We start from the raw sequence: 17472 nt of genomic DNA on the forward strand, positions 1-17472 counted from the left end.
TTTTATGTGAGAATATCCAGGAGTCAGGAGTCAGGAGTCAGGAGTCAGGAGTCAGAATTTTTGCCCTGCACCCTGTGCTCCTTACACCCCTCTACGCTAACTTAGCAATTTCCGCTTCCATTGTCGCAGCTATCTGAGCTAGTTTTTCCTGAGAGTTAGTTTCCATGTACACCCTTACCAAAGGTTCTGTACCAGAAGGGCGCAATAATACCCAACTACCCTCTTCTAAATAGAGTTTGATACCGTCCTTTCTACCTACCTCTTTCACCCCAATTCCTGCCAATTCTGACGGGGGCTTTTGAGTATAAGTATTAATTACAGCATCTTTATGAGATTCTGTTAAATGTAAATCCAAACGCTTGTTATATAGTGGTCCATCAGCTTCAGCTATAGCTTCTTTTACTAATACACTTAAAGGTTTACCTTCATAAGCAATAGCTTCAGCCACCAACATATCTGCTAAAATTCCATCTTTTTCTGGGATATGTCCAATAACACTCAAACCCCCCGACTCTTCACCACCAATAAGTACAGCAGTTTCCCGCATTTTTTCCCCAATATACTTAAAACCCACTGCGGTTTCGTATAGTGGCAAATTATACTTAGCGGCAAAATTATCTAATAAGTGGGTAGTGGCTACAGTACGCACAATTGCTCCGCTTTTACCTTTGTTTTTGATTAAATGTCTAGCCAAAACCAAAAGTACAGTATTAGGAGTTAAGACATTACCCTGTTCATCTACAATACCAAAGCGATCGCTATCACCATCCGTAGCCAAACCTAAATCAGCCTGATCTGCTTTCACAGCTTCCACCAATTCTACCAGTTGTTCGCCTTTTGGTTCAGGCATACCACCACCAAAAAGCACATCCCGCCAAGTGTGGAAACTTTGTAAATTTGTGCCACAATGCTCTAAAACCTCATCTAAATAACCGCGAGAGGTAGAATAAAGGGCATCATATTTTACCTTTAACTTAGCGCTCTTAATTTTTTCCACATCTAACAAACTGTAGATAAAACTCAGATATTCTGGCTTAGGGTCAAAGGTAGAAATTGTGCCTGATGGGTTACTACTAGGTAACTCATCCGTAGCAGTTTCTATATTGGCCACAATAGTATCAGTAATTTCTGGAGTAGCTGGACCTGCATAATCAGGAATATACTTAATACCGCAATAAGGCGCAGGGTTATGACTAGCAGTGAACATTAACGCCCCAGCCGAATTTAGAAGACGGGCATTATAAGCAATTACAGGAGTAGGACAATCTCTATCAGTGATTTGTACATTCCATCCTAAATCTGCTAAAACATCAGCAGATGCTCTAGCGAACTTCTCAGCTAAAAATCTTGTATCGTAAGCGATTAAAACAGGTCTGTCTTTACTATAAGCTGTTTGTAAATAACAAGCTATTGCCCTAGTAACTTTCCGCACATTCGGGAAAGTAAAATCATCGGCAATAATACCTCTCCATCCATCAGTGCCGAACTTTATCTGACTGGAATTACTGGAGTTACTCATTTTGCCACTCTCCCGTAGATAATTGATGATTATATTAAATACCATCTAGGGTAATTTATCTGCTATATAATTTAAAAAATTTTCTAGTTATTTTAGTCATCTTGCTTATGACTTTTGCTATTAGACACACAGAAATATGGCTTATGCCAGGCTGTGCTATCATTCCCAGTCTGGCTATGGGTTTGACGTTAAGTTTACACCAATGAGCACAGCTAAACCCGTAGAGGAAGTCAGTTTTTATTCTAAGCTGAAAGCTGATAGCTAAAAAGTAAAAATCAATTAACAACACTATGACCAAAAAACGTATTGGTATTATATTAGGAACACGCCCAGAAGCCATTAAATTAGCTCCCGTAATTCAGGTTTTTAAAACTTGCCCAGAATTAGATGTACAAGTAATTCTAACAGGACAACATCGAGAAATGGTAGAACAAGTTATGAACTTGTTTAATATTCAAGCAAATCATAATTTAGAGATCATGCAAAAGCAACAATCTTTAAATGATATTACCTGTCGTAGTTTAGAGGGTTTAGAAACATTATTTCAATCCCAAAAGTTAGATTTTGTGATTGTTCAAGGCGATACAACCACCGCTTTTGCTGCTGCTTTAGCAGCATTTTATCAAAAAATTCCTGTAGGCCATGTGGAAGCTGGTTTAAGAACTGATAATATCTATAATCCCTTTCCAGAAGAAGCAAATAGAAGATTAATTTCGCAAATTACACAATTACATTTTGCTCCCACTACCTTAGCTGTACAAAATCTCAAAAATGCTGGCGTATTAGGCGAAATTTATTTAACAGGAAATACCGTCATTGATGCTTTATTAAATGTTGCTAAAAATCAGCCAGAATGTGATATTAAAGGATTAAATTGGTTAGATTATCGCATGATATTAGCCACAGTACACCGTCGGGAAAATTGGGGAAAACCACTACAAAATATCGCCCAGGGTTTTCTACAAATTCTGGATAAATTCCCTGACGTGGGTTTATTATTGCCATTACATCGTAATCCTACAGTTAGAGAACCATTAAAACAAATATTAGGTAATCACCCCCGCATCTTTTTAACAGAACCCCTAGATTATAAAGAATTAGTAAGTGCAATTGATAAATCGTATTTAATTTTAACAGACTCTGGCGGATTACAAGAAGAAGCGCCTAGTCTCGGTAAACCCGTATTAGTGCTGAGAGATACCACTGAAAGGCCAGAAGCAGTAACCGCAGGTACAGCTAAACTCATTGGTACAAATACAGATAATATACTTACAGCAGCAAGTGAGTTACTAAGTAGTACAGATATTTATGATCAAATGGCCAACGCCATTAACCCCTTTGGAGATGGCCAAGCGGCAAAACGGATCTTGGAGATTGTGATAAAATATTTACTATTGTAAGATAGATATATTACCTGTAATTTCCTATTGCTGATTATTTATTGTTACAAATAACTTGGCGCATTTGCCGCATATTTGCGGGGAGTTCCAAATTCATGGCTTGTTCAATAAAAATTGAGGGAATGGGAATATTTGGGGTTGCTTCCACAGTATAAGCAATAAGAGTACCATTACCCATGTCTTTTAACTCTAAATCAGCGTGAAAATCGTCAAATGTGCCTTTTTCCATGCGAAATTGGACTTTTTGGCCAATGATTTCTACTACATTCAGATATATTTCTACTTGTGCTGTAAAAAAGAAAAAGGCTTTTTGTGCTGCTTGATACAGACGTTTTACCTCTCCTTTGGTGATAATTTCGCTTTTGGTGATGTCAGGAAAATAACTTACCCAGCGAGGGTAGTCTGTAATTTGTTGCCATACTTGGGTACGCAGCAAAGGTACGTACATCCACGCAGTGACAGCACCACCCCAATGATGGTAGGATCTGGTTTCTACTAAAATTTCACCTTGCATCAGTAGTTTTTGTTGATCTTGATTCCACAGTAGGTCTTTAGTCTTAAAATTTGTACTAGACATATATAGTGCAGATATAAGGATTTTGGTTACTGTTTAACTTATTCATCCTCTATGGGGATGAAAATGTAAATAGGATGATCTGATCAATTTTAACTGACCTAAATTTTAATTACCGTTTAATTTATCCAATTCTGACAACAAATTTACTAATAATTTACCAAAAATTTGTCACTAACTTTGTTTATATCACTCTATTCTGATAAATAAGGTAATAGAACTATTAGGTAATCTACTAGGTGATCATGAAGTTTAATAATCTGAATCAACTTTGGTCTTACGTATTAACTGAAACATTAAAGCGTTTAGGGTTAGAATGTGCTGTTATTTGTCCTGGTTCTCGATCTACTCCGTTGACTGTCTCTTTTGTACAACAAGTACCTAATATAGAAGCCATTTCTATTTTAGATGAACGTTCGGCTGCTTTTTTTGCATTAGGACGGGCTAAAGCAAGTGGTAAGCCTGTTGTATTACTGTGTACTTCGGGAACAGCAGGAGCAAATTTTTATCCAGCAGTTATTGAAGCAAAAGAAAGTCATGTACCGTTATTAATTTTAACTACTGATAGACCTCCAGAATTAAGGGAGTGTCATTCAGGACAGACCATAGATCAATTAAGATTATATGGTAATTTTCCCAATTGGCAAGTTGAGTTAGCAACTCCTTCTTTAGATATGGAAATGTTAGCTTATCTCAGACAAACTATAATTCATGCTTGGGAACGTTGCCAATTTCCTGAAAAGGGATGTGTTCACTTAAATATACCATTTCGTGATCCTCTGACTCCAATTTTTGACGGTACAGATTTTACTTTAGATGTGGAAGATTTTTTTGCAGAAATTGGTAATAAACCATTACCAATTACCCGTTATTGTTTACCTATTTATAACTATGAAAAAGGTATTATTATTGCGGGGGTAGCACAACCAGAAAACCCGGAAAAATACTGTCAAGCGATCGCTAATTTATCAAAAACTTTAAATTTCCCAATTTTAGCAGAAGGACTTTCTCCCATTAGGAATTATCAAGATATTAACCCTCATTTAATTTCTACATATAATAGTATTTTAAGAAATAATAAATTCAGTAAAATATTAACACCAAAAATAGTAATTCAAGTTGGTGCAATGCCTACTAGTAAGGAATTACGGAGTTGGTTGAGTAATATCAAATGTCGAAAATTTGTCATTGACAATACAGCAGATAATCTCGATTCTTTACATAGTAAAACTACTCATCTTAGAACAGCAATAGAAAATATATTTATTGATTTTGATTTAACGATGGATACAAATAAGCAGAACATGGAATATTTAGAAACATGGCAGAAAATAGAAAATATTACCAGAAATAACATTGATAAATACTTAGAAAATATAGAGGAGATAATAGAGAGTAAAATTCCTTGGTTAATATCCCAAATATTACCACAAGAAACTCCTTTATTTATTAATAATAGTATGCCAGTGCGGGATGTGGAATATTTCTGGAAACCAAATAATGCAAAAATTAAACCTTACTTTAACCGGGGTGCAAATGGCATTGATGGCACAATTTCCACTGCATTGGGAATAGCACATCATCACAAAAGTAGTGTAATGTTAACAGGAGATTTAGCTTTATTACATGATACAAATGGCTTTTTGATCAGAAATAAATTTATCGGACATTTAACAATTGTCTTAGTCAATAATAATGGAGGTGGCATTTTTGAAATGTTACCAATATCGAAATTTGATCCTCCATTTGAAGAATATTTTGCTACTCCACAAAATATAGATTTTTGCCAATTATGTGCTACCTATTCTGTGGAATATGAATTAATTACTTCTTGGGGACAGTTAAAGGAGAAATTACAAATATTACCAGAAACAGGAATTAGAGTTTTAGAAGTTAAAACTAATAGAAAAAAAGACGCACAATGGAGACAAGAAACTTTAGGAAAGATGAGTATTTTCTAACTATTTTCTAAAATTTGCCATCCTATTTAGTGTAGGGGTTTAGCATTGCTAAACCCCTAGGAGTCAGGAAACAGAATACAGAACAAAGAATTTTAGCCTGAAAAAACAAGGATTAGATTATGTCTAAATTGATGAAATAGGTTATTCTGAAACTAACACAATACGATAACGAGCTTGATTATTTGCTACCTTATCCATTGCTGCATTAATGTGAGATAAAGGCATAGTTTCCACCATTGGCATAATTTGATTTATGGCTGCAAATTCTAACATTTCATTCATAAATCTGCGTCCTCCTACCACACTACCAACAACAGATTTTTGCCCAAATACTAACGAAAGTAGGGGTATATTTAAAGTAGATACAGGAAGGCCTACTAAACAAAAAACTCCATTATTTGCTAATAATTTAAACGCTTTATCCCAGTCTATTTCGGAAGAACCTGCACTTAAAATTAAGTCTTGACTTCCGCTAATTTGCTGCATTTTTTCTGCATCATTCCAATTATAAAAATGGTGCGCTCCAAAAGATTTAGCTTCTGCTTCTTTACTCACAGATGTGGAAAATGCGGTTACTTCTGCACCCATAGCGCGAGCAAATTTGATGGCTAAATGTCCTAAACCCCCTATACCGATAACTCCCACTTTCATCCCTGGATTTTTGATATAGGTACGGAGAGGAGTATACACTGTAATACCAGCACACAATAAGGGAGCAGCACTAGCAGAATCTAGGTTATCAGGGATTTTATAGGCAAAATCAGCCGTAGTTCGCAGTTTATTGGCAAATCCACCATGATTGCCTACAATTAAACCAGTATAACCTTGCCGACAGACATTTTCTTCTCCTCTTAAACAAGCAGAACAACGACGACAAGAGTTACGAATCCAACCAACTCCGACGCGATCGCCTATGTTAAAATAATTGACATCATTGCCAATTTGGGTAATTTTTCCTACTACTTCATGGCCAGCTACCAGAGGAAATTTACTCACATTCCAATCATTATCTCTCATGTGAATATCTGTGTGACATAGGCCATTATGAGTGACTTGAATTTCAATATCATGGGGACCTAAAGGAGTGGGTTCATATTCCCATTGTTGGAGTTTTTCTCCTGGTTTTAAAGATGCGTATGCCTGAAATTTTGTTTGTACCATATTTGTTTTATTTGTTTGTTGTATTTATGGTTTCAAAGCTGTTGAGTATAGCGTACATCTGAATAAATAACTATGGGCAAATAATTTTACATTTTTTAATATTAATTTATGTTAATTTTCGATTTTATAAGTAAATGATAAATTGATATCATAAATGATAATCTCATAGATAGATGAAAATTATCAAAAGACTCTGCCAAATTTAGTATATCAAGATTATCCTTGCTAAAAACAATGACTAAAATAATCAATTGTAACAACGATATTAGGTTATTTTTGGAAGATATCAATTCAGATCAGGCAGAGAATTTAGTAGGAGGTTATTGTCAATTTTACCATAGTCCATATTTTGGTATCAGTGATATTTCTGAAATCATAAATAACGCTAAAAAACAAACAATAACTGGAGGTAATAAATACAGTAATCAAAAAATTAATAGCATAGATAATTCCAAAAAAAGTTATTTTAATGGTGTTTTGATACCAAGGACAGGAAAATCTGTAGTTATATATAGCAAATATGTACAGATTTAGATCCTCCACTTCTTGAAGAAGTTGGGGATCTAGAGTACTCCTATTCCCTGCTATATTAAAATATTTCTCAATCCTACCTGAGAATAGTATGCAAACCGACTGGAAAACCGTTAAAACCTACGAAGATATCATCTACCAAAAAAGCGATGGTATCGCTAAAATTACCATTAACCGTCCCCACAAACGTAACGCATTCCGTCCTAAAACTGTATTTGAATTATACGAGGCATTTTGGGATGCTAAGGAAGATACTAGCATTGGTGTAGTTTTATTTACAGGTGCAGGACCACATACAGATGGTAAATATGCCTTTTGTTCAGGTGGCGATCAAAGTGTACGTGGTGAAGCAGGATATGTTGATGATTTAGGAATACCGCGATTAAATGTACTTGATTTACAACGTCTTATACGTTCCATGCCAAAAGTAGTCATTGCTTTAGTTGCGGGATATGCTATTGGTGGTGGTCATGTTTTACACCTCATTTGTGATTTAACCATAGCTGCGGATAACGCCATTTTTGGACAAACGGGACCAAAAGTAGGTAGTTTTGATGGAGGGTTTGGTGCAAGTTATTTAGCGCGAATAGTGGGGCAAAAAAAAGCGCGAGAAATCTGGTTTTTATGCCGTCAATATGATGCTACTCAAGCCTTAGAAATGGGTTTAGTTAATTGTGTTGTGCCTGTGGCAGACTTAGAAAATGAAGGTATAAAATGGGCGCAGGAGATATTAGAAAAGAGTCCGATCGCCATTAGATGTTTAAAAGCGGCTTTTAATGCTGATTGTGATGGACAAGCAGGATTACAAGAACTTGCGGGTAATGCTACACTCTTATATTACATGACAGAAGAGGGAGCAGAAGGAAAACAAGCATTTTTGGAAAAACGTCCTCCCAACTTTAGAGAGTTCCCTTGGTTGCCATAAATAGATGATAGGTAAAGTTTACTGGATTGACAGTCAACTAAATTCTTAGTTATCTAGTTTTGTCTAGTTTTTATGTAGCAGGTAAACATTTATGAAAGCAGAAGAATCCTAAAAAAGTTTGCATGATGGATACAACCACCATGCAACATGATCAGGTTTTAGATCAAACCACCAGCAGCTTGAAAACGAGCGCGAGCGCGTTTAAAGACTTGTGTAGCTTGAATTTGGGCTTGACGTTCACCTGGGGGAACTTGACTTAAATGAGTTTGAGCCTCATTGTAAGCAGCGCGAGCTTCTTCTAAATTGATTTTGTCGCCAGTTTCTGCACCATTAACAAGAATGGTTACTTCGTTGTTTTCAACTTCAGCAAAACCACCTAAAAGAGCGATCGCCTGCCAACTAGAATTTTTAGTAGCGCGAACACGCATTACGCCTGTATCTAAAGCAGATAACAAAGGAGCGTGTCCGGTTAAGATACCCAACTGGCCAGTAGTGCTAGGGAGAATTACTTCTTCAGCTTGGGCATCCCAAACAGTTTTATCAGGGGAAATTACACGAACAGTGAGGGTCATATTCTTAGATTCTACTTATGGTTGGTGATTGGTAATTGGTAATTGGTAATTGGTAGTAAATTCCACCACCTATTACCCATTACCCATTACCTAATTAGCCTTTGAGCTTTTCAGCTTTAGCGATCGCTTCATTGATATCGCCTACCAAGTAGAACGCTTGTTCTGGTAACTCATCCAATTCACCAGCAAGAATCTTTTGGAAACCCTTAATAGTATCTTCCAACTTCACATACTTACCAGGAGAACCGGTAAATACTTCTGCTACGAAGAAGGGCTGAGATAAGAAACGTTCAATTTTACGAGCGCGTGCTACTGTTAAACGGTCATCTTCTGACAATTCGTCTAAACCGAGAATTGCAATAATATCTTGCAACTCTTTGTAACGTTGTAAAGTAGATTGTACAGCGCGAGCGGTATCATAGTGTTCTTTACCTACAATGTTAGGTTGCAACATAGTAGAAGTAGAACCTAAAGGATCTACCGCTGGGTAAATACCCTTAGCAGCCAAACTACGAGATAATACTGTTGTACCGTCCAAGTGAGCAAAGGTGGTAGCAGGTGCAGGATCGGTTAAGTCGTCAGCAGGTACATATACAGCTTGAATAGAAGTAATAGAACCTACATTTGTGGAAGTGATTCGTTCTTGCAGTGCACCCACATCAGTACCCAATGTAGGCTGATATCCTACCGCCGAAGGCATACGACCTAAAAGCGCGGATACTTCAGAACCAGCTTGTACAAAGCGGAAAATGTTATCAACAAACAATAATACGTCTTGCTTGTTGACATCACGGAAATATTCTGCCATGGTTAAACCAGACAAACCAACCCGCATTCTTGCTCCGGGTGGTTCATTCATTTGCCCATAAACCAGAGCAATTTTAGATTCATTGAGATTATCTTTATTAATAACCCCAGACTCAATCATTTCATTATAGAGGTCATTACCTTCCCGTGTGCGTTCGCCTACACCCGCAAATACAGACACGCCACCGTGTTGAGTAGCGATGTTGTTGATTAATTCCATCATAATAACGGTTTTACCAACACCAGCACCACCGAACAGACCGATCTTACCACCACGACGGTAGGGAGTCAGCAAGTCCACAACTTTAATACCAGTTTCAAATACCGAAGGCTTGGTTTCCAAATCTGTTAATTTGGGGGCATCACGGTGAATAGGTAAAGTCTCGGTGTTATTTACTGGACCTTGATTATCTACTGGTTCGCCTAAAACGTTAAAAATACGTCCTAATGTAGCCTTTCCTACGGGAACGCTAATAGGTGCGCCAGTATCAACTACTTCTAAGCCACGTACTAAACCGTCAGTGCTGCTCATAGCCACAGCGCGGACTTGGTTATCGCCTAATAATTGCTGTACTTCAACAGTCAAGTTGATAGATTGTCCAGCCTCGTTAGTGCCTTGAATGGTCAAAGCGTTGTAGATTTGGGGTAATTTACCGCCGGGGAATTTAACGTCTACAACCGGACCGATGATTTGGGTAATGTAACCTATGTTGGTTTTTTCTGCGGTGGTGACCATGCTATGCCTAAAATGATTGAAGCTATTTGTGAGAATAGGTCATCTAAGACCTGAGATCAAAGAATATCATCTTTTAGGTTAGCACTTAACGACCCCAATTTTGCCTTAAATTGATTTTAAAACTAGATCCCCGGTAGATCCCCTATTGTTTCAAGAAGTTAGGGATATTTGGTATCAGATACAAAATGCCATATCTGGTATTGATACAGTTAAATGTAACTATATGTAAGTATAGTAAATATTAGCAAAACATAATTTTAATAAGCTGATCCACAGCTAAACTGTATAACTAAAAAACCTAAATTTACTGTAGTGCAAGCATCTTGCTTGCATCTATCCTACTTTGAGTACGCCCGGTGTCACAATGGGTTTTTTCGGATTTTTGAATACATCTGAGGATAGTTTTGATACAACATAGTCTAAATCTTAGGTGGCGATAGCGAAGCACTGCTGCAAGCAGTTCGCCAATTCTCAATCTCTAAATGACGGGTTTTCGTTGTGTGACAGTTGAGAGTGCCCAATGTGGGATCTAGGATCTATTATCCAATTAAAAGCACAACAGCTTAACTTAGGTCTTGGTGTAAACAGGACTTACTCAAAACTTAACCAAGGTAGGGGTAATGCATGAATTACCTCTACCTAAGTAGCAGGGTGTTTTCAGGGGGAGCAAACAAGATATTATTAATTTGGTGTTTGTTCAAGAGAACGAATAATAGGATCAGGTGGAATAATATCTGGTAAAAATATTCCTTCTAATGCTTTTTCTAAAGTTTGTGCCATGATAATACGATTTTCATAAGCTACAATTACTCTCACTAATGTAGGAATACTATTTTGTGTTGCTTCCAAATAAATTGGTTCGACATAAAGCAAAGATTGGTTAATAGGTATAACTAAAAGATTTCCTTGAATAACACTAGATCCTTGACGATTCCATAGAGAAATTTGTTGAGAAATGAGAGGATCTTGATTAATTCTAGCTTCTATTTGTTCTGTACCATAAATTAATCTTTCTTTAGGGAAATTATACAGTAATAATTTACCATAATTTTCGCCATCTGATCTTGCAGCTAACCATGCAATTAAATTTGTTCTATCTTTAGGAGTATAGGGTGATAATAAGATAAATTCAGCAAAAGGTAAGTTAGGAAGACTAGTAATTACATAGTATGGTTCTAGTTTACGGGTTTTATTACCATAAATTTCATTGGGAATTTGCCATTGATCTTCCCGGTTATAAAAAACTTGAGAATCAGTGATATGATAATTCATTAATTGTTGAGATTGTATTTTAAAAAAATCTACGGGATAACGAATGTGACTACGAAGATCAGTCGGTAAATTTGCCAGTGGTTCAAACATTTGCGGGAAAATTTTCGCCCAACTATTAATTAGTGGATCACTAGGATCAGCTATATAAAATCTCACTGTACCATGATAGGCATCTATGACTATTTTCACAGAATTACGAATATAATTAATCTGATCTTTATTTGTCTCAGAGGGATCAGAGTAGGGATAATGATTACTAATGGTGTAAGCATCTATTAACCAATACAGATAGTTTTTATTGTGATTTTTAGTGCCAGGAAATTGCAGATTTTCGCCAAGATCAGCTACTACTAAATAAGGATCACTATCAAATTGTAAAAAAGGAGCGATCGCTTTAATTCTGTCATTAATATTACGGCGGAACAATACCTTTGTTTCTGGTAAAAAATCTCGTGTTAATAGCATTCTCCAATCTTTTAAGTAAATGGAAAATAAGCATCTCTTCCATAAATTGCCTATATTTATTCCTCCTAAACCATCATATACATTATAAACATTATCACTACCACTGGGATAATCTAATTCTTTAACCTTTGTTTTAACAATTGCATAATTATTAGTAATTTCTCCATAATAAATTCGTGGTTCTCCTATGGGAATACTTTCTTGAATACCCAGAGGAGGAATATTGAAACTATCACTATTTTTATGAATATTAATAATATCTTTCACAAAATATTCTGGAAGTCCACCACTAGCAACGGTATTAACTGGACTCATGGTAAAACCATAACCATGAGTGTAAATTAAATTACGATTTACCCAAGTTTTTGCCTGTGGTGGTACAGCATTATAATCTAATTCTCTAGCTGCTATTAGTACCTGTTGTTTTTCCTTAGTGACATCTCTTTTAATTTCATATCTATCAATGTCAGCATCATGAAAGTGATAATAAGGGCGAATTTGTTGTAATTCTCGATTAGTTTTTAATAGTGGTTCTTGATCCCAAAGTCGAATATTTCTAATTGTTAAATCATTAGCTTTAATATCAGCTTCAGTTAAATTTCCTTGGGGGTTAAAAATTTGAGAATCAATATTATCTAAATCAAATCCTTGACGAGTAAATTTAATTGTTCTTTGAATATAAGCATCTTCTTTTTGCAATTCATTGGGTTGCACTATCAAAGATTGCACTGCATTAGGAACTAGATAATCTCCCATTATTGCTAATATTAAATAAATGATTATGCCATAAATTGTCCAGCGATGATTTAAAAATTTACCATCATAAAATATACCTTGCCATAAGTAATAAATAGCTAATCCCACTGCTAATAAACATAATATTTTATCTGCTGGTAGAGAAACTTTTACATCAGTAAAACTTGCACCATAAATCACTCCACGATCTGAATAAAGTAGTTGATGATAACTAATCCAATAACTCAAAGAAACTACTAACATAAAAACACCAACTAAAACTAATAAATGGCGTTTTTGGGATAAGGAAAAACCTACAAATACACCTTGAATTAGACTGTTTCCTGATAGTAAATATGTTAAACATACTGAGATTAAGCCATATAAAGATAATCCAACTAACCAAAATGCTAATAATTCCCAAACTGGTAGGGAGAAGATATAAAAGCCAATATCTTGATTAAATAAAGGATCGCTAAGATTAAATTTAGTAGGATGTAAATACAGGAGAATTTTCGACCAGTATTGACAAATTACCACAGCAAATGAAATACTAAAAATCACCGCGATCGCCTTTAATAGAAACTGATAGTAAACCAATATCATTACCGACATCAATCCCACTATTGCTAAATACCAAAACTGGGAATATATATCTTTAATTAATTTACCAATTGTCTTAATTTCAAAGATTGATGGGATAATTAAACTAACTTGATTCATTGGATTGAATATTTCTGGCCAATACTTCACAGAAATTTGACCATAAAAAATAACCATTAGCACTATTAATAAACTAAGTAATGTTGTGATACTCAATAACCATAAGAAGTTAATACCTTCTGATTTATTGGGTAATTTATCCACTAGCAAATTTTCATTGCGATAATTATTTTGATGGAGATGATAGGGAGTAACAAATTTAGTTAGTCTTTGACTGATATTAATATTATTCTTGATATTTATTTCAGAATTATTATATTGATATTCTCTAGCTAAAATCAGGTTTACTAATAAATAAATAATACTGATACCCCCCACCAATAAACAAGTTATACCTTGAGTAATTGATTTTAATAACCAGACATTAATATAACCAACTTCATCAAACCAGAAAAATTCTGCTGATAAATGAGCTAATATTTGTAAAAATAAGCAAAATCCTACAAATAAGATTACTATTAGTAAAATTTTTCGGTCATAAAGTTTCCACAACATTTTTAATATATCCTGGGAATATCCTACTATTTAACCAAACCTTCATTACTAATCCTACATTACTTTAAAAACCTTTGAGAATTATGATATCTAAATTTTTTATGTACTTTATATTACAATAATAATATCCCTGACTTCTCTAAGAAGTGGAGGATCTGACTTTAGCGTTATTTGATAAATATTTTATTGATCATCCGTATGCTTTGTTGATAGATTATTATTTGTGCGATAAGTGCCGATTTTTAAAGAATTGCGTAATGATTTTATAGTGAGACAGGTTTCTGTGATGAATGAATTATCATCCCAGCTAAATTATACCATCTTTGAATACCATCTTTGAGTAAGGACAGGATAGGCGATCGCTTTTTCAGTCAAGAATCGGTCAGATTCACCGTGTTAGCCTGTAGACTGGAATAATGCCGATACTTTTAGGATGAAGCACCTCAGAAAAAGCTCATATTTGACTTTTAATTACTCCCAGTTTTTGTTAAAATAGCAAATCTGGTTTAAATTAAATAACAACTATCCCTATCTTACAATTAATTCAGTCTATAACAAACATGATGAAACCTGCCCTTACAAAAATTGGCTCTCAAATGTCTAATTTAACCGGCGTGAGAGCAATTATGAAAGATATTAACGAAACCCTCAAAGCTAATAAGGGACAGGAATTATACAATTTAAGCGCCGGCAACCCTCTGATTTTACCAGAGGTAGAACAGTTATGGCGTGATTGTACAGCAGATTTATTAGCTAGTCCTGAATATGGTGAAGTTGTCTGTCGTTATGGTTCTAGTCAAGGCTATGCACCATTAATCACAGCAATTATTGATGATTTTAACCAGCGCTATGAGTTAAATTTAACAGATAGTAATGTACTTATTACTGCCGGAAGTCAAACTCTCTATTTCTATGCTGCTAATGCTTTCGGTGGCGATATGGGTAATGGAACATTCAAGGACATTGTTTTGCCTTTAAGTCCAGATTATACAGGTTATGGCGGTGTTTGTTTATTTCCAGAGTCATTAATTGCCTATAAGCCTACTTTAGATATTGATGAAGTTGCACATCGCTTTAAATATCGTCCAGATTTTAGTCAGTTGACAATTACAGAAAATACTGGTTGTGTAATTTTCTCTCGTCCCTGTAATCCTACGGGTAATGTTTTAACTAATGAGGAAGTGCAGAAGATAGCGGATTTAACAGCACCTTATCATGTACCAGTGTTAATTGATTCCGCTTATGCTCCACCATTTCCGGCCTTGAATTTTACAGAGATGACTCCGGTGTTTGGGGAGAATATTCTTCATTGTATGAGCTTATCAAAAGCTGGCCTACCTGGGGAAAGAATTGGGGTAGCGATTGGTGATGAAAACTTGATTCAAGTGTTAGAATCATTTCAGACTAATGTGGGAATTCATTCGTCAAGATATGGACAAGCGATCGCTGCTCGTGCGATAAAATCAGGTGAATTAGCAAAGATAGCAGAAACAGTAATTCGGCCTTTTTATCAACATAAATTTGACGTTTTAGAAAGTACATTAGATGCAGCAATGCCAAAAAATTTACCTTGGTTTTTACATCGAGGAGAAGGGGCAATATTTGCCTGGTTATGGTTGCGAGATTTGCCTATGACTGACTGGGAATTTTATCAAGAATTAAAAAAAGTTGGTGTAATTGCTGTTCCTGGTAGTACTTTTTTCCCAGGTTTAAAAGAAGAATGGGAGCATAAAAACCAATGTTTAAGAATTAGTTTAACTGGTAGTGATCAAGAAATTGCGATCGCTATGAAAAGACTGGCAAAAGTAGCAGCAGAAGTTTATTCATCTTAGGTTTATTGAGATCCGCCTTGAGATCCCGGACTTCTTAAAGAAGTCCGGGATCTTTAGCACTGTAGTCTTCAGATCCCGGACTTCTCTAAGAAGTCCGGGATCTTTAGCTACATTGTAATAAAAAGTAACATAATTGATGGTATTTTTAGCCAATATTCAGCACATTGATGTATTAAGACGTGATAGTATAGTGCAGATAAAGCGAGATTTTACTTAAATCCCTAAAAAGTAAGTAAAGCTTAAACAAAGGTGAACTTCTATGACAGTGAGATTATTGAATAATCGTTATCAAGTATTGCAGGTATTGGGTAGCGGAGGTTTTGGGGAAACTTTTTTAGCCCAAGATACCCAAATGCCTTCTCATAAAAGGTGTGTAATAAAAAAACTGAGACCATTAGTAAATAATCCACAAATGGAGCAATTGGTACAAGAAAGATTTCAAAAAGAAGCAGCTATTTTAGAAGATTTAGGCGATCGCAATTATCAAATTCCTAGATTATATGCCTATTTTTCTGAAGGCGGAGAATTTTATTTAGTACAAGAATATATCGAAGGTCAAACATTAACAGAAAAATTCAAACAGCAAGGTGTATTAAATGAAATTACAGTGAAAGAAATTGTGATTAATATCTTACAAATTTTGGAATTTGTTCATAGTAAAGGAATAGTGCATCGAGATATTAAACCAGATAATATTATTTGGCGATTAACTGATAATAAACCTGTGTTAATTGATTTTGGGGCGGTAAAAGTCACTATGAATACAGAAATGAGCCCTTCGGGAAACCCTACTCAATCAATTGTCATTGGCACACCAGGATTTATGCCTATGGAACAGTCTGTAGGTAGACCTGTTTTTGCCAGTGATATCTATAGTTTGGGTTTAACTGCAATTTTTTTATTAACTGGAAAATACCCTCAAGATTTACCCACAGAACCAACTACAGGAAATATTTTATGGCGACATTGTGCGCCCTATTTGAGTGTAAGTTTTGGTGATGTTTTAGATAAGTCTATTGCTTGTCATCAACGCGATCGCTATCCTACTGCTAAAGAGATGTTAATGGCTTTACAAACTCCTATTTCTGCTAATATTCCTGGTAATATTCCTGCTATTCCACACATTCAAAATAATCAAAATAACTTAAATTTTAGTAAAGGAGGAATAACTCTTCCAATTATAATTGGTAGTGGTGTAATTGGACTTGCTATTATTATTGGTTTTTCCCTGAATAAACCAGCACCAACACCAATTGTATCCAATCAGCCAACAACAGCACCAATTATATCTAATCAAATAGAACCAACACCAATTGTATTCAACCAGCCAACAGAAGCAGTAATAATTCCACCAACAGGAAATCAACCTTTTTCTCTAGGTTGGATGAGACTAGGTGCTGTTAATAATAATTCAGATAAGATGACTCTTGGAGAAGCACTTATTACCACTACTCAACCTGTAACTATTTCTCCTCCTGTTGTTCCTCGAATTGGTGATCAAGTAATAGTTATGAATAACGTAAATTTGCGGATTAACCCACCACAAAAGTATAATAATTATAAACTACCAGATAAAAAGGGTGTAGTTTTGGTTGGTCAAAAATTAGTTATTCTTAATATAACTTCTTTTGTTGATAGTTCTTCTGGTTCTCCATATACAGTGGTATGGGCTGAAGTAGGGTTAAAAAATTAATAGTATTTGAGAGAATGACACAACCTCGTTAATTAATTAAGATCCCCGACTTCTTTAAGAAGTCGGGGATC

Annotated in this window: 12 protein-coding genes and 1 pseudogene; 7 read left to right on the top strand and 6 right to left on the bottom strand. The window is 35.4% G+C overall.

What is annotated here, in order from left to right; genetic code table 11:
- Positions 1 to 91: 91 nt before the first annotated feature.
- The gene (locus tag H6F32_RS06530) at positions 92 to 1519 is read right to left on the bottom strand and encodes a phosphoglucomutase/phosphomannomutase family protein (RefSeq protein ID WP_190368530.1); all 1428 of its coding nucleotides are present in this window, start codon (positions 1517 to 1519) and stop codon (positions 92 to 94) included.
- A 290-nt stretch (positions 1520 to 1809) separates the two neighbouring features.
- Between H6F32_RS06530 and wecB the strand changes: the two genes are divergently transcribed.
- Positions 1810 to 2919 carry a non-hydrolyzing UDP-N-acetylglucosamine 2-epimerase gene (wecB, locus tag H6F32_RS06535; protein ID WP_190368531.1) on the top strand — a complete coding sequence of 370 codons (1110 nt, stop codon included), beginning with the start codon at positions 1810 to 1812 and terminating at the stop codon, positions 2917 to 2919.
- 34 nt (positions 2920 to 2953) lie between these two features.
- On the opposite strand, the gene H6F32_RS06540 is transcribed toward wecB, so the two are convergent.
- Positions 2954 to 3496, bottom strand: coding sequence for an SRPBCC family protein (locus H6F32_RS06540; RefSeq protein WP_190368532.1), 543 nt, complete (start codon positions 3494 to 3496; stop codon positions 2954 to 2956).
- A gap of 242 nt (positions 3497 to 3738) precedes the next feature.
- Here H6F32_RS06540 and menD point away from each other — a divergent pair, with 242 nt between their 5' ends.
- Positions 3739 to 5454, top strand: coding sequence for a 2-succinyl-5-enolpyruvyl-6-hydroxy-3-cyclohexene-1-carboxylic-acid synthase (menD, locus tag H6F32_RS06545; RefSeq protein ID WP_199294499.1), 1716 nt, complete (start codon positions 3739 to 3741; stop codon positions 5452 to 5454).
- Positions 5455 to 5595: 141 nt separating this feature from the next.
- Here the strand turns inward: menD and H6F32_RS06550 are convergent, their stop codons facing one another.
- Positions 5596 to 6615, bottom strand: coding sequence for an NAD(P)-dependent alcohol dehydrogenase (locus H6F32_RS06550; RefSeq protein ID WP_190368534.1), 1020 nt, complete (start codon positions 6613 to 6615; stop codon positions 5596 to 5598).
- A 234-nt stretch (positions 6616 to 6849) separates the two neighbouring features.
- Here H6F32_RS06550 and H6F32_RS06555 point away from each other — a divergent pair, with 234 nt between their 5' ends.
- A complete protein-coding gene (locus tag H6F32_RS06555) occupies positions 6850 to 7149 on the top strand; it encodes a hypothetical protein (protein ID WP_190368535.1) in 300 nt (99 codons plus the stop codon).
- Positions 7150 to 7237: 88 nt separating this feature from the next.
- Positions 7238 to 8071, top strand: a complete 834-nt coding sequence (menB, locus tag H6F32_RS06560; RefSeq protein ID WP_190368536.1) for a 1,4-dihydroxy-2-naphthoyl-CoA synthase — start codon at positions 7238 to 7240, stop codon at positions 8069 to 8071.
- 158 nt (positions 8072 to 8229) lie between these two features.
- On the opposite strand, the gene atpC is transcribed toward menB, so the two are convergent.
- The 3 genes from atpC to H6F32_RS06575 form a co-directional block, all read right to left on the bottom strand.
- Complete coding sequence (gene atpC, locus H6F32_RS06565) at positions 8230 to 8643, bottom strand: ATP synthase F1 subunit epsilon (protein WP_190368537.1); 414 nt, start codon at positions 8641 to 8643, stop codon at positions 8230 to 8232.
- A gap of 94 nt (positions 8644 to 8737) precedes the next feature.
- Positions 8738 to 10186: a F0F1 ATP synthase subunit beta gene (gene atpD / locus H6F32_RS06570; protein WP_190368538.1), complete on the bottom strand. Its 1449-nt coding sequence runs from the start codon at positions 10184 to 10186 to the stop codon at positions 8738 to 8740.
- 681 nt (positions 10187 to 10867) lie between these two features.
- A complete protein-coding gene (locus H6F32_RS06575) occupies positions 10868 to 13876 on the bottom strand; it encodes a UPF0182 family protein (protein WP_190368539.1) in 3009 nt (1002 codons plus the stop codon).
- A 232-nt stretch (positions 13877 to 14108) separates the two neighbouring features.
- Here H6F32_RS06575 and H6F32_RS20455 point away from each other — a divergent pair.
- From H6F32_RS20455 to H6F32_RS06585, 3 genes and pseudogenes are all read left to right on the top strand, one after another.
- Positions 14109 to 14201 (top strand): annotated as a pseudogene (locus tag H6F32_RS20455) (transcriptional regulator); the annotation flags it as partial.
- Between the two features lie 238 nt (positions 14202 to 14439).
- Positions 14440 to 15708 (top strand): valine--pyruvate transaminase, encoded by a 1269-nt coding sequence (locus tag H6F32_RS06580; RefSeq protein WP_190368637.1) that lies wholly within the window; start codon positions 14440 to 14442, stop codon positions 15706 to 15708.
- 259 nt (positions 15709 to 15967) lie between these two features.
- Positions 15968 to 17401, top strand: a complete 1434-nt coding sequence (locus H6F32_RS06585; RefSeq protein WP_190368540.1) for a serine/threonine-protein kinase — start codon at positions 15968 to 15970, stop codon at positions 17399 to 17401.
- Positions 17402 to 17472 lie beyond the last annotated feature (71 nt).

The organism is Anabaena sp. FACHB-1237 (assembly GCF_014696225.1).
Classification (GTDB): domain Bacteria; phylum Cyanobacteriota; class Cyanobacteriia; order Cyanobacteriales; family Nostocaceae; genus FACHB-1237.